We start from the raw sequence: 17,567 nt of genomic DNA, 5'->3' as shown, positions 1-17,567 counted from the left end.
CACTCCCATGAAGAAAATGCGATTACTAGCAGTGAGCACGGCGCTTGCTACCGCGCTTGTCGCGGTTAATGTTACGGCCTACGCAGCGGCAACGGAAGCTACTGCCACTGCCGCTAATACAGTCGATGCAACGGCGGTTGTGAGAGTTATTGAGAAGGTCAGTCAGCCCTGGGGGCTGGCTGCTGCCGCGGATGGCGGCATTATTGTTGTCAGTTCGGGCAGCAATCAAGTCAATAAATGGCAAGATGGCAAGCTTACGCCAGTAACGGCGCTGACGAAGCAGGGATATTTTGACGGTACGGCCGCGAATTCAACCTTTAACCATCCTTCTTACTCGGCAGTAAACAGTAAAGGCGTTATTTATGTCAGCGATACAGATAACCATGTCGTCCGCAGAATCGTAAATGATCGGGTGTATACGGCTGCTGGTAACGGCAAAGCAGGAAATAAGGACGGGAAATTCGGAGAGGCGCAGTTTAATGCACCGGCTGGACTGGCGGTTGATGCGAAGGATAATGTCTATGTCGCTGATTCGCTGAATAACGTCATTCGCGTCATCTCTCCTGAAGGCGTGACGACAGTTTTTGCGGGAGTGGCAAATGCGGCTGGCGGCTATAAGGACGGCTGTGCCTCTGAAGCGTTGTTTAACGAGCCTGCGGGCCTTGTATTCGACGAGAAGGGCGGATTATATGTAGCGGATAGCGGCAACCATTTGATTCGTTACATCCGTGATGGCAAGGTGACGACAATCGCCGGCAAACCAACGGCTGTAGATGCATTGACCGGTTATATGGCGGGCGGCTATGTAAACGGCAAGAGTGGGGATGCTAAATTCAACCGGCCACGCGGCCTGGCTTATGCGGGCGGCGTGCTGTTTGTTGCAGACAGCTTGAATAACCGGATTCGCGCCGTACAAGCTGACGGAGGGGTTATCTCCATTGCAGGCCAGACTGCGCCTGGAGATAAGGTAGGCGCAGCGGAAATAGCTCAATTTAATCAGCCCTCTGCTCTGCTTTATACGGCGGGGAAATTATACGTTTCCGATACGTTGAACAACGGCGTCAAGACGCTTGAGGTTGATCCAAAGGCGCTTAAACCTATTCAAACTGTAGAGGATTTGATTGCGGGCACGGAGCTTTTGCCAGCTAGCAAGGATATGCAAGTATGGTTAAATGGCAAGCAAGTTAAGTTTGCTGCTGAGCAGAAGCCTTACAAAAGCGGGGATAAGACCTATCTTCCGGCTCGTGCGGTGTTTGAAGCGTGGGGAGCGGAAATCAAATGGAACGCGGCAACCAAGGAGGTTCTATTGACCAAAAGCGACTGGAAGCTTGCGCTTAAAGCAAATGCGAAGCAAACTGTCGTGTTGGTGAAGGGCGCCCTTTATATAGAGGCTAACCATTTGGCGGACGCCGCCTCATTAGTGCTTGTGCAGGATACGGAATACAATGCTATTATTATAGGCAGCGGGCAGTAATAAGCTTAGCAATATCCTTTGGATGGAGGCTGTGCAATGACACAAGGAAGCCATTCGCAAAATAATATTGATCGTTTCTCCGGATTTGAAAATGATTATGATCAGCATCGACCGAAAGCGCCGACGGCCGTTATAACGATTCTTACTAGTTATTTGGGCCGCTCGCCTGAGCTCGTTGCGGATGTAGGCTGTGGCACGGGCCTCTCCTCCTTTGTGTGGCGTGAGCATGCTGAGCGTATCATTGGCATAGAACCTAATGATGATATGAGAGGCAAGGCAATCTCTCGTTTGTCTGAGATAACGGGAGCGGAGCATATCTCCTTTGTTAAGGGATATTCGGACAAGCTGCCTCTGGACGGAGAAAGCGTTAGCGTTGTTACATGCTCCCAATCCTTTCATTGGATGGAGCCGGTCAGCACGCTACGCGAGTTTGCCCGGGTTCTTCAGCCGGGAGGCGTATTTGCCGCTTACGATTGCGATTGGCCGCCAACGCTGCATTGGAGCGTGGAAGCGGAGTACCAGCAGTTGATTAACCACACTGAAGAAATTATCGCCAAGCGAATTCCTGAGAAAAATCGGGCAAGCAAGCGGGATAAGGAACAACATCTGGAGCAGATAAGGAAGAGTGGACATTTTCAGTTTGCCAAAGAGATTGTGTTCCACAATATGGAGACATGCGATGCGGAGCGGTATATTGGTTTGGCGCTTAGCCAAGGCGGCATACAGGCTGTGTTCAAGCTCGGATCGTCAGAGCTTCATTCGACGCTTCAAGCCTTTAAGAGCAGTGTTGAGCGTTATTTTGCAGGACGGACACTTGAGGTTATGTTTAGCTATCGCATGCGTCTGGGTGTGAAGTAGCATGGAAATCAAGGACAACTATAGGATATAACGCAAAGAAGCAAGTAGCTGACGCCGTTACCCGGCAGGCTGCTTGCTTCTTTGATTTCCTGATGGGACAGGGGGAGGAGGACTATGGCTTTGTGAATATTCCGCTCTTTAACATAAACAATCGATCGTTAGTAAAATGGTTCATGATCAACCTCCGTGCTAAATAAGTGATAACGGTTGCAATGCGCAGCTGTTCTTATTGCTTAACCAATAGGTAAACGGTATATCCGATAGCTGCTGCAATAATAGCGATCGTTGCCGTACATGAAAGAACATGGAAGAAAACTTCCCACTTATCTACTTTAGTGCCTCGAATGTCCTTTGCCTCATTCCCCTTCTTCGAAGGTGGTGCCAGATTGTCCTGACGGGGCTTAATGGTGGATCACCCGCTTTCTTTAATCCTATTCTTTGTTTTGCTTATAAACGACCAGAATCGTGCTGCGTTGGTAGGTGTTGCCGGATGTTGCAGTCTTGATCATGGAGCCGTAGCAAATATTAATGACTTGATCGTCATTGAGCTCCGCCAGAAACTCGTTTGCCCTTTTTTCTGCAAATACCGTATCCGTATCGATAAACTCTTTTACCTGTATCATGCTGATCACACCCCCTTGCCAAATAGACAGATAGGCACCCCGCGAAAGTAGCGGAATGCCTTTTCACGTCCACCATAGCATTGGGAATTGTGAGTGTCAACTACGGGAGTTGCATAACCAAGCTTGAATGCAAAAAAAGACGCGCAGCGGCATAAATAAAGCGAAATGGAGCTTTTTGCTTGCGTGATGAAAAGTGGTACAAGTTGGCTGGAATGGCGCTAAGCGAAGGAAGAGTTTGTGTGGAAAGTTTACACGAGGGGGATATGCGATAGTTTCCATGTTAGATTTTGGCGGAGGGACATAAGCAGTCATAATCCGTGAGTAACGAAGAGGATTTTATTCTATATGTAAAAAAATGAATAATAGAATTGAAATATTTTAATTAATCGATACTTTTAGTTTTAATCGTTCGTATTTTGATCGGATTTTTAAAATATATATCTGATTTAATAAAGGAGTAACTGCAGTTTGTGGTCAGGAAATTTATTATGTTTAGGTATCATTATGGAAAACAATATATTAGATTTAGAGAGGTTTTGTGTAAATAAAACTAACATTTGTAATCTGCAATAAAGAGAGTGAGAGGGTGTTATAAAGAGATTTATAGAGATAAAACCTATTGTTAACGCTTTATTCGCCGTTTTTTAGCTTGTTAACTTATATAACATAAAATAGACTATGGAATAGACAGAGAGAAATATATAACACAGGAGGAGAAGTTAATATGACACAAATGGTAAAAAGCGAGATGGCGAAAAAGGTTCTTATTCCATTATTAGTACTCTCACTGCTAGCAGCAATGGTTGGAGTGCTGGCGAGAACGGATTTTGTTCGCGCAGAGGAAGCGCCACAATTACCTACCTTTAACATTCCTGCTCTGACAGATGAGCAAAAAACTTCCGCTCTTCCTAATGTTATCGTAGTTGCAACTGGCGGTACAATTGCAGGTAAAGCAAGAAATGATGATAAAACAAATTTCCAAAACTACGCAGCGGGAACTTTCCTTATGGCTGATATGGTAGCCCAACTGCCTGGTAAAAATAAAATTGCCGACGTTTCGACTTTCCAATTCGGAAACAAAGGATCAGGCGGATACACAATGAAAGAGCTTTACGACCTGTCGCTAGCTGTTGACGCTGCGCTTGAAATTTACGACAGCGCTGTGGTAACAACAGGTACAGATACGATGGAAGAGATTGCTTACTTCCTTGATCTTACGGTTCGCAGCGAAAAACCAGTCGTAGTTACGGGTGCGATGAGACCATGGGATGTTATCGGTACAGATGGTCCTGCCAACCTTTATCAAGCGATTAAAGTAGCAGGCAGCGCGAAAACAAAATGGTTTGGCACAGTAGTTATGCTTAACGACGTGATTTATGCGGCTCGTGAAGTTACCAAAACAAACGCTCACCGCAATGATACCTTTGATGCTCCAATGTTTGGTGCACTTGGTTACGTAGATGATCCAGCTGTTCGTATTTACCGTGCTCCTGCAAGAGCAGCTAAAGCAGGTACAGCAGCATGGGCTTCACCATTCGATCTTAAAACCATTTCTAAAGACAGCCTTCCTAAGGTCGAAATCGTATATAGCTATCAAGAAGCAGGCGGCGGCGCTATTCGCGGACTTGTAGAAGACGGCGCTAAAGGAATTGTAACAGCAGGTACAGGCGCAGGCGGTATTTCGTCAGCTCTAAGTACAGCTCGCACAGCCGCAATCAGAGATAAAGGCGTAGTATTCGTATCGACGACTAGAACGGGCTCTGGTTCTATCTATGATAGCGGAAGCGGCAGCGTAATTGGCGGAGACAACTTGAATGCGGCACATGCCCGTATGATGCTGTTGCTGTCACTTGCATTCACTAACGATGTAAGTAAGATCAGAAGCTGGTTCACAACGTTTGGTACGCAAGATGTTGAAATTTCGGTTGATGAAAACACAGTACTGAGCACATCGGTTGAAGAGCCGATTGTTGAGCCTGTTGTAACTGAGCCGACTCCTGAAGTAGAGGTTCCAGCGGCAACAGATGTCGTAACAGAGCCTGTGACGACAGAACCAACACCTGAAACAGCACCGGTGACGCCATAATTTTTGAGAGGAGTACGGTTATGACCCAAACAAGCCATTCAAATACAACAAAGAAAATTTTCATTCCTCTCCTCATAGTGGCGCTCCTCAGCACGATACTGACTGGCTATGCCAGCTCAGTCCGCGCTGAGGTAGCAGCACCGGAGCTGCCTACTTTCAATATTCCAGCCTTGTCGGAAGAGCATAAGACCTCACCGCTGCCGAATGTAATTGTTGTGGCAACGGGAGGCACGATTGCAGGCAAAGCTAGAAACGATGATAAAACGAACTTTCAGAACTATGCTGCAGGAACTTTTTTGATGGCCGACATGGTAGCCCAATTGCCGGGTAAAGAAAAAATTGCGGACGTATCCACGTTCCAATTCGGCAACAAAGGCTCCGGCGGCTATTCGATGAAAGAGCTTTACGACTTATCTCTAGCGGTTGACGCAGCGCTTGAAATTTATGATAGTGCTGTTGTTACTACGGGTACCGATACGATGGAAGAGATTGCTTACTTCTTGGATCTGACGGTGCAAAGCGAGAAGCCGGTAGTGGTCACAGGTGCGATGAGACCTTGGGATGTAATCGGCACAGATGGCCCAGCCAACCTTTATCAAGCGATCAAGGTTGCAGGCAGCGGCAAGACAAAGTGGTACGGCACGGTCGTTATGCTGAATGATGTTATTCAAGCAGCGCGTGAAGTGACAAAATCAAATGCCCACCGTATGGACACATTTGAAACGCCAATGTTCGGAGCACTCGGTTATGTGGATGATCCGGGAGTGCGTATTTACCGCTTGAATGCTCGTGCATTGAAAGCGGGTCAAGCTGACTGGAAAACGCCTTTCAACTTGAAGACAATTTCCAAGGACAGCCTTCCGAAAGTTGAAATTGTGTACAGCTATCAGGAAGCTGGCGGCGGAGCCATCCGTGCCTCGGTAGAAGATGGAGCTAAGGGTATCGTTACTGCAGGAACCGGTGCGGCAGGAATTTCGTCCCAAATGAGCGCTGCGCGCTCTGCGGCGATTAAAGACCATGGCGTAACGTTCGTCTCCACGACAAGAACGGGTTCAGGCACCATTACGGGCGGCGGCAATGGCATTATTGCCGGCGACAACCTGAACGCGCAGCATGCCCGCATTATGCTGATGCTATCGCTTGCATTCTCCAGTGATTTCAATCAAGTGAAGAGCTGGTTTGAAACGGTAGGCACACAGGATATTACGGTTGATGCAGAAGAGACGCCACCAACGACGCCTCCGACAACACCGCCTACGACGCCTCCGACAGGCGGATCGGGAGGCAGCGTATCAACTCCTGGCAAAGTGACGATTGGGGCAGGAAACTCCGGCACATTGGGGCTTGATGACAGTGTGACGGTATCCATACCGGCTGGTGCTACGAAGGAGCAAATGGAGCTTTCCATTGAGAAATTGATAGGCAATGGCGGCATCGTAGATTCGACAAGCCTGCTGTTATCGCCGATCTTCGAAATTCTCAAGACGATTTCAGCGAACTTCTTGGTTCCGGCTACGCTGACCTTTAAGTTCGATACGACCTTGATTAAGGAGGGCCAAACGGCTTCCGTATTCTACTACGATGAAACGAAGAAGCAATGGGTTGAGATGGGTGGTACCGTTAACGGCAATCACATTACCGTTACCTCTGATCACTTCACGAAGTTCGCGGTATTCGCGGTAGAGAAGAAGGTTGATCCGATCTCGTTTACGGATATTTCAGGACACTGGGCAGAGGCCGCGATTAAAGAAGCGGTAGCTGCAGGTATCGTGAAGGGATATGTAGACGGAACGTTCAAACCGAACAACACGGTAACGCGGGCAGAATTCTCTGTCATGCTGATGGGCGCATTGAAGGCCGAAGGCGAGGGTGCTGCGCTTGCCTTTACCGATAATGCCAAAATCGCGGATTGGGCGAAGGAAGCCGTTGCGCGTGCGGTTAAAGAAGAAATTATTAGCGGTTATCCGGATGGCACTTTCCGACCAAGCAGCAACATTTTGAGAATGGAAATGGTATCGATGATTGCAAGCGGCGCGGGTCTGACTTTGGATCCAAATGCAACGACAGGCTTCGCCGATAACAAGGACATTCCTGCATGGGCGATGGGCGCGATTAAGGCTGTGAGTGACAAAGGCATCATTCAAGGCCGTACCGGCAATGTCTTTGCTCCAAAAGCAACAGCTACGAGAGCGGATGCGATTACGGTTATTATGAACTTGCTTCATAGCAAATAAACAAGCAACAGTAGGATAGGGCGATTCCAAGAGGTCTGCAAAGACCTAGAGGAATCGCCCTTTTCTTTTATTTGATGAGGATATCCGCTATTAAATCAATTTGTCCAACGATGGAGATCGGATCGTAGTGCAGATAGGTGTCGTAATCCAGAATGTGCAAATTTCCGTTCTTAACAGCAGGGAGATTTTGCCAAACGGGGTTATTCAGGATGTTATCGATGTCCTCCTGTGCCGTTCCTGCATTGAAGCAGATGAAGATATGGTCGGCATCCGCATATTGCGGGAGAGCCTCTAGCGAAATTTCTTTAATTTGAAGCCCGCTGTCTATGACCTCTTCCTGTACGATAGTTGGCGCTTTGAGCTGTAGAGCATCGTAAATCGCATAGCCTCCACGGCCATAGTTGTCGCCAAGAATAGAAAGTTTCTTTTCCCTCACATTGACCAGTACCGCCGTTTCACCCGGAGCTACGGCTGCCTTGATTTTCTCCCGGCCGGCTTCAGCCGTTTGTTCATAGGTTGAAAGCCATTTTGCAGCTTCCTCTTGCTTGCCCAGAAGCTCGCCGAACAGCTTCACTTCTTCTTTAGGATTTTTATAGGCGGTGTAAGGAACATGCACGGTTGGAGCGATTTTGGCAAGCTGGTCATATATTTCCACGTCAAAATCATTGATTAAAATGAGATCGGGCTCCAGAGTGGTCACTTTCTCCAGTGAGGTTGGCGCTCCGATATCCTCAATCGTTTTCTCCTGTTCTACAAGAAAAGGACTGCCCATCCACCATTCCTTATTCGCGCCGACTGGCTGTAAGCCAAGAGCAAGCAAGGTGCCGTGATAATAAGCGGAGACGATCCGCTGCGGATTGGCAGGAACAGTGATGTCCCCTTTGTCTGTTTGGACGATGCGTGTATCGGAGGGAGCGGCAGCTTCCTCATTATTTGTGCTTTCGTTAACGGTCCCGGTTGGCGAAGCTGACGGGGTGGTTCCCTCGTTATTGTCAGAATTGCTGCTGCAAGCGGCTAGTGCGGCAAGAATTAAGATAAGGATAAGACTCGCGGAAACTGTTCTTTTTAAATGAAGCATGATGATCCTCCCTGTGATTAATAATCATTCTCAACGAGAATAGTATCAACCTAGGCTTCCCATCGTCCATGCACAATACTGGCGGATATTCACGATGAATGTGACGTGAAGTGCTCCAAAAGCAGCTTGAGCTGCAGGGATAGGGAGAGCGGGTCGAAGCCGTAGAAAATATCCGCGTTTGTTTCGTACACCCGGTTGTTTTGGACGGCAGGAAGCGACTTCCAAACGCTGGAATGGGCTAACTGTTCGGAGGGCTCCACCCAGTGCGAAGGATAATGATGCAAAATAATATGATCGCCGGCATATTCGGGCAAGTCCTGAAGCGGAATCCATTCGTTCAGCTTGCGTTGATTAATGATATTCGCCTGCACGATGGATGGCGCTTTAAGCTGCAGCCCTTGATAGATGAGCGGTCCGCCCATGCTTCGCAAATCCCCGTATACGTATATTTTTTCGGATACAATCTTTAAAATGGTTACTGTCTCAGAGTCGCCGATTCGCTTAGCCAATTGTTTGCGGGCATCTTCGAGCTGCCTATCGAATTGCGCAAGCCATCCCTCGCACGACTCGCGTTTCCCCACAGCGTCGGCAATCATTCGAAACTGCTCGCGCCAATTCATCTGATCGTATGCCAAGGGAAGAACTGGAGCGATTTCCCGGAGCGATTCCAGTCCTTGGGACTCCATGTAGCACAAAATAAGATCGGGTTTTGCGTGAGAGACAAGTTCCTCGCTTTCCTGGCTCCACCAGTCGATGCGTTGAAACTCGGATAACGAAAGTTTTTTTCCGTAATGCTCAAGCATCCAAGGATCGATATGGCCGAGCCTAGGTACGATTCCAAGCGTGAGTAAACAGGAGGTCGCGTTCGGGATAAGCGATACAAACTGTTTAGGGCGCTTAGCGTAGGCGGAAGGAGACTCGCCAATGAGCTGTTTGAACTTGCGGCTGAAATAGTACTCGTTCTTGATGCCAACCTCCTTGGAGATGCTGCTGATTGTGGCGTTCGATAGCTGAAGCAGCTCTCTAGCCTTCTCAATGCGGAGACGGGTGAGATATTCGACGAAGCTTGTGCCTTTCTCTTTCTTGAACATGCGGGAGAAGTAGGAGGGACTAACCCTGTGCATTCTCGCCAGAAGTTCCCTAGACAGCTCTTCCCGGTAATGCTCTCGCATATAGGCAACAGCGTGCTCGATCGTTGATTTGCTGTCGAACGGGTGCGAGGAGCTCTCCTCTTGGAAAATAAGGTGAAGCAGCTCGTAGAAAAGCAGCTGTGCTTGAAACAAATGGCGATACGGCTCGCCTGTGGCCGCTTTCTTCAGCTGTTTTACAAGCTGGTGTGCACGGTAGGCGGAAGATAACCGGATTTCTCCGAATTGTGGCCAATCCAGTTTCTTTCGAAAGTACTGCCGCTCTGTGCTTAAGGTTGCCGTCTCGCCGACGACGTCAAAAGTGATTTTATCGAGCTCAAGCGTTTGGTTATTTTCGTTAAATAAATGCATGCCGCTGCCTGCATGGCAGAATAAGGCTGTATCCTGCTTCAGCTCATGCTTGCGCCCGTTCATATAGAGCATGCCGCTGCCTTGGCGTACCATAATCAGCGTGTCTGAATCGGCAACGTTCCACTCTTTCTGCGAGTACGGAGCGTAGATGAGCGATTGGATTTCCTTTGGTACAAATAGGGAGGACTCCAGCAGCTCGCGGCTTATTTTTTCATTGAGGCCCGAAGTTGCCTTACTTTGGCGCTGCTGCTCCTTCAGGACGAGCCGCATAGCCTCTGCCTCTTGATCGGATAAGCGGCCCACATGTTTGATTAGGCGATGCTTATTTTTTCCATCTTCAGCTTTATAAGCGGCGACGATTTTGTAGTAGCTATAGGTTTTTCCATTTTTGGTTACGGTGCTTTTTTTCAAAAACATAGGAAGGCTCCTTCATAAAGGTTGAGACTAATTTGGGGACTATTTTAGCATACCATAACATAGCTGTATCCGTTTGTTACAGTTGCCTTGGAGGATGGAAATCGTCATTTCCATTGATAAAGCTGTAGATGAATGTGGGCATGCTTCGGTATAATGGCAAAATGGCAGGCCGTGAAAACAAAAAAAGCGATGGGAAACGAGGGGAAGCAGCATGTCGCCAAGAAACGTGGAGAAAGACAAGCTCATGCGCGAGAAGCGGATGCAGCATATTTTGGATTGTGCGCTGAAAGTCATGGCGATAAACGGCTTCCAATTGACGAGCATTCAGGATATTGCAAAGGAAGCGAATGTCAGCGTCGGCAACGTTTATCATTATTTTACATCGAAGGAAGAAATATTTAGCGAAGTGCTGCGTTCGGGACAGACGACCTACGGCAAGTATGTATCCGAGATAGCGGCGATGGATATAGATGCAATTTCGAAGCTGCGGGTCATTATGTCGTCATGGCTATCAATTCGAACCAACTGGGCGTTTACGATTCTGATGCATACGGCAAGATTGTCGGAAGCAACGCCACCGGATATCAAAAAAGCAATCACGGAGCGGTTTACAACAAACTTGAATCCCGTGGCGGCTATTATGCGGGAGGGCATAGAGAAGGGTGTCATTGTCGATGAGGACCCGCTTCAGCTGGCCTTTTATTTTGTCAGCTTAATCCAAGGCTTGACGCTGCAAAGGCCGCCTGATTATGAGGTTCCTGTCGATATGAATGTCGACGCGATGATCCGGTTATTCGAGGTGAAAGAAGGCCGCAGACCGATAGCGAAAAAAAGAGTTGACAAAGCATGAGGGGTGCGGCAAAATAAGCAACATAACAAACCGAATTAATATTCAATTTGTGAAAACCGCATATGTATGGACAAATCGACCAGACCGCTGGAGATTTAACGTTCCTTTTGGAGATTGGACACAGGATAGGCCTCTGCCTATATGCAGTGCTTCTTGATCTTCGCGAAACGGCTGCCGTTGCCAATAGGAGACGGATACAGCCCCATTCGCAAACGAGACGTTAAGTCTTTTTATTTTAACATAAAACCAAGTAAACGGGTGCGAATAATATTGTATGTTGGAGAGGAGTTTTCCTATGGCTGCAGAGATGCTTGTCGTGCAGGAGCTGAACAAGACGTTTGCGACACCATCGGGCGATGTCATTGCCTTGAATCGAATCGGGCTTCAGGTGAAGCAAGGAGAATTTATTACGATTATCGGTCCAAGCGGCTGCGGCAAGAGCACTTTGCTTAAGATTGTAGCCGGACTCGATACGCGTTATGAAGGGACGGTGCTGCTGAATGGAAAGCCGATTGACGGTCCGAGCATCGAGAAGGGATTTATTTTTCAGGAGCCTCGGCTGTTCCCTTGGCTGACGGTAGAGAAGAACATTGCGGCAAACCTTTCACTCCGCAAGCCAGAGGTGAGGCAGCGTGTGGATGAGCTCATTGAGCTCGTTCGGCTGAAGGGCTTTGAGCAATCGTATCCGCGTGAGCTGTCCGGCGGGATGGCCCAGCGCGTGGCGATTGCAAGGGCGCTGCTGCGCAGTCCTGATATTTTGCTGCTGGATGAGCCGTTCGGCGCGTTGGATGCTTTCACTAGGTCGCATATGCAGGAAGTGCTGCTTGATATTTGGCAGAAGAACCGGACGACGATGCTGTTCGTCACGCATGATTTGGATGAAGCGGTATTTTTGGGCGAACGGGTTGTTATTATGAATCCGCGGCCAGGTCATATCCGAAATATTTTGCCGATTGATCTGCCTTATCCAAGGAAAAGGTCGGGAAGTGCGTTTCAAGAGCTGCGCCATAAGGTGCTGAGTGAGTTTGAGAAGGTAGAGGGGCCCGACATTGATGAAGGCGCGGGCATTTAATCGGTTTATTCGTTTTTTCACTATATAGAGGCGATGGGGAGAGATGGAGAATGAAGAGGCAATTACGGTGGCTTACGGCAGCAATGATTATTATGGCGGTGTTTATCAGCGGCTGCGCGGCGAACGGAAATGACAAGTCCGGCGGCAATAACGCAAGCGGCAACAAAGCAGGCAATGAGAAGTCTTCTAATGAAGAGGCTGGTTCCGATAAGTATAAAGGCTTGACGGTAACGATTGGTTATCAAGGCAGCGGCGGTTTGTTCGGTAAAGCCATTGAGGAAAAATGGTTCGAGGAGGAATTCGACAAGCTGGGCGTGAAGGTCGAGTTCGCTGAATTCCAAAGCGGGCCGCCGATGACGGAGGCGATGGCTTCCAACCGACTTGATTTTGCGGGATTGGGCAATATGCCAATTATTGCGGCACAAGCGGCCGACATTAAATTCACCGTCATTTCGCAAGCGCTGGAAGGCAAAAACAATGTGGCGATTATTGTACCGAAAGATAGTGCAATTCAAACGATTGCGGATTTGAAGGGCAAGAAGGTTTCGGTAGCCAAAGGCAGCAACGCCTACAATTTCTTGTATCGCGGCTTGGAAGGCGCAGGACTGAAGTCTTCGGATTTGGAAATTATTCCATTGCAGCCGGATGAAGCGCAGCCGGCATTTGAATCAGGCAAGATTGACGCATGGGCAACGTGGGACCCGAATATTACGTTGAACACGCTGCAAGACAAAGCAAGAGTGCTGGCCGACGGCGAGCAGCTTGGCGTATTGTCGCCATCGTTCTACATTGCCAGAAAACAATTTGCGGATGAGTATCCTGAGCTGGTAACCCTATATCTGAAAGTGTTGGATAAAACGCTGAAATGGGAAAATGACAACTGGGATGAAGCGCTTGACCGTTATGCGGCGGAACGCAGCGTTCCCAAAGCACTGATTGAGGCAATCTTCGTTCGTTCGAAATCAATCAGCATTCCAGTTTCGGATGAAATCATTGCCGAGCAGCAGAAAACGGCCGATTTCCAATATGAGATCAAATCGATTCGCAAGAAAATTGACGTATCCGAGGTTTTTGACAACCGTTTTATTGAAGAAGCACAGAAGTAAGCAGTCTGAAAAAGATAAAGAAACGAGGCGTTTGTTATGCAGCAAGCAGAAACGAAAAGGGTACTGCCCGGGCGCATTCGCGCGGAGAAGCACAGGCAACCGAGCCGCTTCTCCATACAGTCGGTCAATCTATTGCTAGGCGTACTGCTGCCCGTCATCCTGCTTGCTGTGTGGCAAATTGCGGGATGGATGGGCAAACTCAACCCGACGCTGCTGCCTACGCCAGGCGTGATCGTACAGGAGTTTGTCAGCTTGGTGGCCTCTGGAGAACTGCTTCGTCATCTTGGCGTATCGACCTGGCGCGCCTTGCTAGGATTCTTGCTCGGCGGCGGGCTCGGTCTTGCAGCAGGCCTTTGGGTGGGCTTCTCCTACAAGACGGAGCGGCTCATTGATCCATCGCTGCAAATGCTCCGCACACTGCCGCATCTGGCGGTGGCGCCATTGTTTATTTTGTGGTTCGGATTTGACGAGACATCCAAAATTCTGTTGATCGCCAAAGGATCGTTTTTCCCGCTTTACGTGAATACGTTTCTTGGCATCCGTTCAGTAGACGGCAAGCTGTTCGATGTCGCACGCGTGCTGCAGTTCAGCCGCTGGCAGATGATCAGCAAGCTGGTGCTGCCGGCTTCACTCCCGAATATTTTTCTCGGCATGAGGCTGTCCATCGGTGTCGCCTGGCTCGGTCTGGTCGTGGCGGAAATGATGGGCTCAAGCTCAGGGATCGGTTTCTTGATTAACGATGCGCGTTATTTCTCGATTACATCGGTCGTGTTCGTAGGCATCATTGTATTCGCACTGGTCGGAAAGCTGACGGATTCGCTGGTTAAGCTGCTGGAAAGAAGACTGCTGAGATGGCAGGATAGCTACAAAGGGGGAGACGCATCATGAGTGGGCAAGTGGTGGAGAAGAAGACAGCCGATCGTGCGGCAGGAGGAGACTGGCTCAGCCGTATCCCTAAGCCCTTGCATGGCTGGATTGTGCCGCTTGTGGTCGTTGCTCTGTGGCAGGCGTCCACCGGCATGGGATTGCTTTCGGAGACCATATTGCCCTCTCCCCTTGCCATTCTAAAGAGCTTTGCGGCCCTTGGCGCCAGCGGAGAATTGTTTGAGCATTTGGGCATCAGCATTTACCGCGCCGGCATGGGCTTTTTTCTGGGAGGCACGCTGGGTTTGCTGCTCGGCTTGTCCTCGGGTCTTGGCAAGGTCGTGGAGAAGACGCTTGACCCATCGCTGCAAATGCTGCGCACCGTGCCTTTGCTCTCCGTTATTCCGCTATTTATATTGTGGTTTGGGATCGGTGAGTTTTCCAAGGTGCTGCTTATCGGGCTGGGGGCTTTCTTCCCGGTTTACGTGAATACATTTTTAGGCATACGGAGCACCGATGCGAAGCTGTACGAGGTGTCCCGGATTTTTCAATACACGAAGTTACAGCAGGTGACGAAGCTCATCATTCCTGCCGCTCTTCCTAATATTTTGCTTGGCGTAAGGCTATCGCTTGGCGTTTCCTGGCTGCTGCTGGTCGTAGCGGAAATGATGGGCACGAGCGCGGGCATTGGTTATATGATTCAGGATGCAAGAGCCTACTCGGAGACGGAAATTGTTTTTGTTGGCATTATCATTTTTGCCGTTGTCGGCAAGCTGTCGGATTCAGCGGTTCGCCTGCTGGAAACCCGGTGGCTTCGCTGGCGCGATACGTATAAAGGGTAAGGACATCGATGGTTGGGAGAGGCAGGTAATCAATTATGGGGAAACGGCACGAGCAACTCCATCTGGGAGCGTTCATTTATTATGCGGGGCATCACCATGCGGGCTGGCGGCATCCGGATTCAGGCGTCGAGGGCATGTTCGACGTGAAGTTTTATCGGGAGCTGGCACAAACTGCCGAACACGGCAAGCTGGATATGATTTTTTTCGCGGATTTATTGTATGCCACGAATGTGGGCCAAGCGGTCGCCGGCATGCTGGAGCCAATTACGCTGTTATCCGCGTTGTCTGCAGCTACCGAGAAAATTGGCTTGACGGCAACCGTCTCGACGACGTACAACGAGCCGTTTAACGTAGCGCGTAAGTTTTCTTCGCTTGACCATATTAGCGGCGGGCGCGCAGGCTGGAATATCGTTACCTCGCAGCTGGATATTGAGGCTCATAATTATGGCCGGCCGGAGCATCCGGAGCATGGGCTTCGTTACGAGATGGCGCGCGAGTTCGTGGATGTCGTTACGCGGCTATGGGATAGCTGGGAGGATGGGGCGCTTGTGCTTGATCGCCAGTCAAACCAATTTGCTGATGAAGCAAAAGTGAAGCCTGTGGACTATAGCGGACAATGGTATTCAACAAAGGGGCCGCTCAACGTGCCGAGGTCGCCGCAAGGCTATCCGGTGCTCATCCAAGCGGGCTCGTCCGAGCCGGGGAAAGATTTTGCCGCGAGTACGGGCGAGGTGATTTTTACGGCGCAGCAATCGCTGGAGTCGGCCAAGGCGTTCTATGAAAGTGTGAATAGTAAGCTGGGCGATTATGGTAGAGAACGCGGAAGCCTGAAGATTATGCCGGGCCTGTCGCCTATCCTTGGAGCAACGGAGGAAGAGGCGAATCAGCGCTTCCAGGAGCTGCAGGAGCTTATCCCGGAATCGGCGATTATCGGTTTTCTATCGGCCTTCCTCAGCTTTGATATTAGCGGCTACTCGCTTGACGAGCAGCTGCCGGACATTCCCGATCCCGTCGGAGCGTCCAACGGCATGAAAAGCCGCGTACAGCTAATCATGGATCTGGCGCGTAGGGAGCAGCTATCTATGCGTGATTTGGGCAGGCGAATACTCGGAGCGCGGGGGCATCTGCAATTTGTGGGCACGCCCGAACAGCTGGCGGACCTAATCCAGCTATGGTTCGAGGAATACGGCTGCGACGGCTTTAATATCATGGCGCCTGTACTGCCCGGTGGACTTGATGATTTTGTCAATTTAGTTGTGCCGATTCTTCAGGACCGCGGATTGTTCCGCAAGGATTATACGGGCAATACCCTCCGTGAGCATCTGGGCTTGGAACGTCCGAGCGAACATCATTTCCGTAAGGCGCATCTCGTTGAGCAGGAACAGGCTTAGAAAAAAAAGGTGACCCGGAAACGACCTTCTTACCAGAAAGGTTGAGCCGCATCAACATGGCCATCGATTTTTTTAGAAGTCGGATGATTTGGCATAGGTTTCCGTGAGCTATAATTGAATATTCTAGAATGGCAATAAGGCTAGGGAAGGTAGATACTCAGATGAAAAAAGCGTTCAAATCCACTTTTACAGTGAATTTGAACGCTTTTTTATACCTTGCTACTGCATGAGCTCACACGAATAGGAGAACCAGTGCGAAGGATGATTGGTTTTGCAGTGTTACTCTACCTTTTTGGGCTCTTCAAAAGTCATGCCCAGCGTGTCTACGGTAACTTTTTTCATTGAGATCGGGTCCGTAGGGCGATCATTTGCGCCTGTGGTCTGGTTTACGATCTCATCAACGGCTTCTATTCCTTCAGTTACTTTGCCGAATGCTGCGTATTCATTATCTAGAGATGGAGCGTCAGCTACCATGATGAAGAACTGCGAGCCTCCGGAATCCGGTACATTCGTGCGAGCCATGGAAAGCACGCCTCGCGTATGCTTCAGCTTATTTTCGAAGCCATTGCTGCTGAACTCGCCTGGAATGCTGTAGCCGGGACCGCCCATGCCGGTGCCGTCCGGATCGCCGCCTTGAATCATGAAGCCCGGGATGACCCGGTGAAAGATAACGCCGTCGTAAAATCCTTTGTTCACAAGCGAGATGAAGTTGTTAACCGTGTTGGCAGCGACCTCTGGATAAAGCTCCAGCTTGATGATTTGGTCATTGCTAAGCTCAATCGTAACCACGGGGTGCTTGTCCGAACCTAGCAGTTCAGGACCATCTTCCGCTACAGGCGCTTCTGTAGGCGTTTCCGTAGGCGGCGTAGTGGCTGTGTTCCCGCCAGCTGAGCCTTGGTTGTTACTGCCGCCCGTTCCTTTGCTGCCGCCGCCGCAGCCTGATAATACGACAAGCAGCGTGAGTGTAAGAAGAAGCATCATTCCCAGACGTTTGTTTTTGAATAACATTCCAATATCCTCCTCAAAATGGCGAACGCAATCGCGGCTCCTCAGTATTCGGAGAGCCTAACGTTCAACTTGGTTTAACTATAAGAATGAATTCATCGTTATAACGTAATGTCATTCTTATATTTCAGCAAAAAACGAGCTGCTTCGACCAGAAAATGACGATAG

The 17,567-nt window shown here is 49.4% G+C and carries 14 protein-coding genes; 10 read left to right on the top strand and 4 right to left on the bottom strand.

Going from position 1 to position 17,567, the window contains the following annotated elements; translation table 11 throughout:
* Nucleotides 1–7 precede the first annotated feature (7 nt).
* A complete protein-coding gene (locus FJQ58_RS04365; protein ID WP_139991213.1) occupies nucleotides 8–1,474 on the top strand; it encodes a stalk domain-containing protein in 1,467 nt (488 codons plus the stop codon).
* Between the two features lie 36 nt (nucleotides 1,475–1,510).
* Entirely contained in the window at nucleotides 1,511–2,332 is an 822-nt protein-coding gene (locus FJQ58_RS04360; protein ID WP_139991212.1) for a class I SAM-dependent methyltransferase, read from the top strand.
* Nucleotides 2,333–2,763: 431 nt separating this feature from the next.
* On the opposite strand, the gene FJQ58_RS04355 is transcribed toward FJQ58_RS04360, so the two are convergent.
* The gene (locus FJQ58_RS04355; RefSeq protein ID WP_139991211.1) at nucleotides 2,764–2,955 is read right to left on the bottom strand and encodes a sporulation protein Cse60; all 192 of its coding nucleotides are present in this window, start codon (nucleotides 2,953–2,955) and stop codon (nucleotides 2,764–2,766) included.
* Between the two features lie 724 nt (nucleotides 2,956–3,679).
* On the opposite strand from FJQ58_RS04355, the gene FJQ58_RS04350 reads away from it, so the two are divergent.
* Complete coding sequence (locus tag FJQ58_RS04350; protein WP_139991210.1) at nucleotides 3,680–5,041, top strand: asparaginase; 1,362 nt, start codon at nucleotides 3,680–3,682, stop codon at nucleotides 5,039–5,041.
* A 20-nt stretch (nucleotides 5,042–5,061) separates the two neighbouring features.
* The gene (locus tag FJQ58_RS04345; RefSeq protein WP_139991209.1) at nucleotides 5,062–7,275 is read left to right on the top strand and encodes an asparaginase domain-containing protein; all 2,214 of its coding nucleotides are present in this window, start codon (nucleotides 5,062–5,064) and stop codon (nucleotides 7,273–7,275) included.
* 67 nt (nucleotides 7,276–7,342) lie between these two features.
* Here FJQ58_RS04345 and FJQ58_RS04340 read toward each other — a convergent pair whose 3' ends face one another.
* Nucleotides 7,343–8,353: an ABC transporter substrate-binding protein gene (locus FJQ58_RS04340; RefSeq protein WP_139991208.1), complete on the bottom strand. Its 1,011-nt coding sequence runs from the start codon at nucleotides 8,351–8,353 to the stop codon at nucleotides 7,343–7,345.
* A gap of 89 nt (nucleotides 8,354–8,442) precedes the next feature.
* Nucleotides 8,443–10,269: a helix-turn-helix domain-containing protein gene (locus FJQ58_RS04335; protein WP_139991207.1), complete on the bottom strand. Its 1,827-nt coding sequence runs from the start codon at nucleotides 10,267–10,269 to the stop codon at nucleotides 8,443–8,445.
* Nucleotides 10,270–10,480: 211 nt separating this feature from the next.
* Between FJQ58_RS04335 and FJQ58_RS04330 the strand changes: the two genes are divergently transcribed.
* The 6 genes from FJQ58_RS04330 (at nucleotide 10,481) to FJQ58_RS04305 (ending at nucleotide 16,394) form a co-directional block, all read left to right on the top strand.
* Nucleotides 10,481–11,119, top strand: a complete 639-nt coding sequence (locus tag FJQ58_RS04330; protein WP_139991206.1) for a TetR/AcrR family transcriptional regulator — start codon at nucleotides 10,481–10,483, stop codon at nucleotides 11,117–11,119.
* A 295-nt stretch (nucleotides 11,120–11,414) separates the two neighbouring features.
* Nucleotides 11,415–12,191 (top strand): ABC transporter ATP-binding protein, encoded by a 777-nt coding sequence (locus FJQ58_RS04325; protein ID WP_139991205.1) that lies wholly within the window; start codon nucleotides 11,415–11,417, stop codon nucleotides 12,189–12,191.
* A 50-nt stretch (nucleotides 12,192–12,241) separates the two neighbouring features.
* Complete coding sequence (locus tag FJQ58_RS04320) at nucleotides 12,242–13,297, top strand: aliphatic sulfonate ABC transporter substrate-binding protein (protein ID WP_238403788.1); 1,056 nt, start codon at nucleotides 12,242–12,244, stop codon at nucleotides 13,295–13,297.
* Between the two features lie 36 nt (nucleotides 13,298–13,333).
* On the top strand, nucleotides 13,334–14,185 hold the full coding sequence (locus FJQ58_RS04315; protein WP_139991204.1) for an ABC transporter permease: 852 nt from the start codon (nucleotides 13,334–13,336) through the stop codon (nucleotides 14,183–14,185).
* Entirely contained in the window at nucleotides 14,182–15,003 is an 822-nt protein-coding gene (locus FJQ58_RS04310; protein WP_139991203.1) for an ABC transporter permease, read from the top strand. The genes FJQ58_RS04315 and FJQ58_RS04310 overlap by 4 nt, the downstream gene beginning before the upstream one ends.
* Nucleotides 15,004–15,038: 35 nt before the next feature.
* Nucleotides 15,039–16,394 (top strand): LLM class flavin-dependent oxidoreductase, encoded by a 1,356-nt coding sequence (locus FJQ58_RS04305; protein WP_139991202.1) that lies wholly within the window; start codon nucleotides 15,039–15,041, stop codon nucleotides 16,392–16,394.
* A gap of 279 nt (nucleotides 16,395–16,673) precedes the next feature.
* Here the strand turns inward: FJQ58_RS04305 and FJQ58_RS04300 are convergent, their stop codons facing one another.
* The gene (locus FJQ58_RS04300) at nucleotides 16,674–17,402 is read right to left on the bottom strand and encodes a peptidylprolyl isomerase (protein ID WP_139991201.1); all 729 of its coding nucleotides are present in this window, start codon (nucleotides 17,400–17,402) and stop codon (nucleotides 16,674–16,676) included.
* Nucleotides 17,403–17,567 lie beyond the last annotated feature (165 nt).

Origin of the sequence: Paenibacillus paridis, assembly GCF_006345825.1 — a bacterium.
GTDB classification, from domain to species: Bacteria; Bacillota; Bacilli; order Paenibacillales; family Paenibacillaceae; genus Pristimantibacillus; species Pristimantibacillus paridis.
Note: the sequence above shows the minus strand (reverse complement) of the source record. Positions and strands in the feature narration are given on the sequence as shown.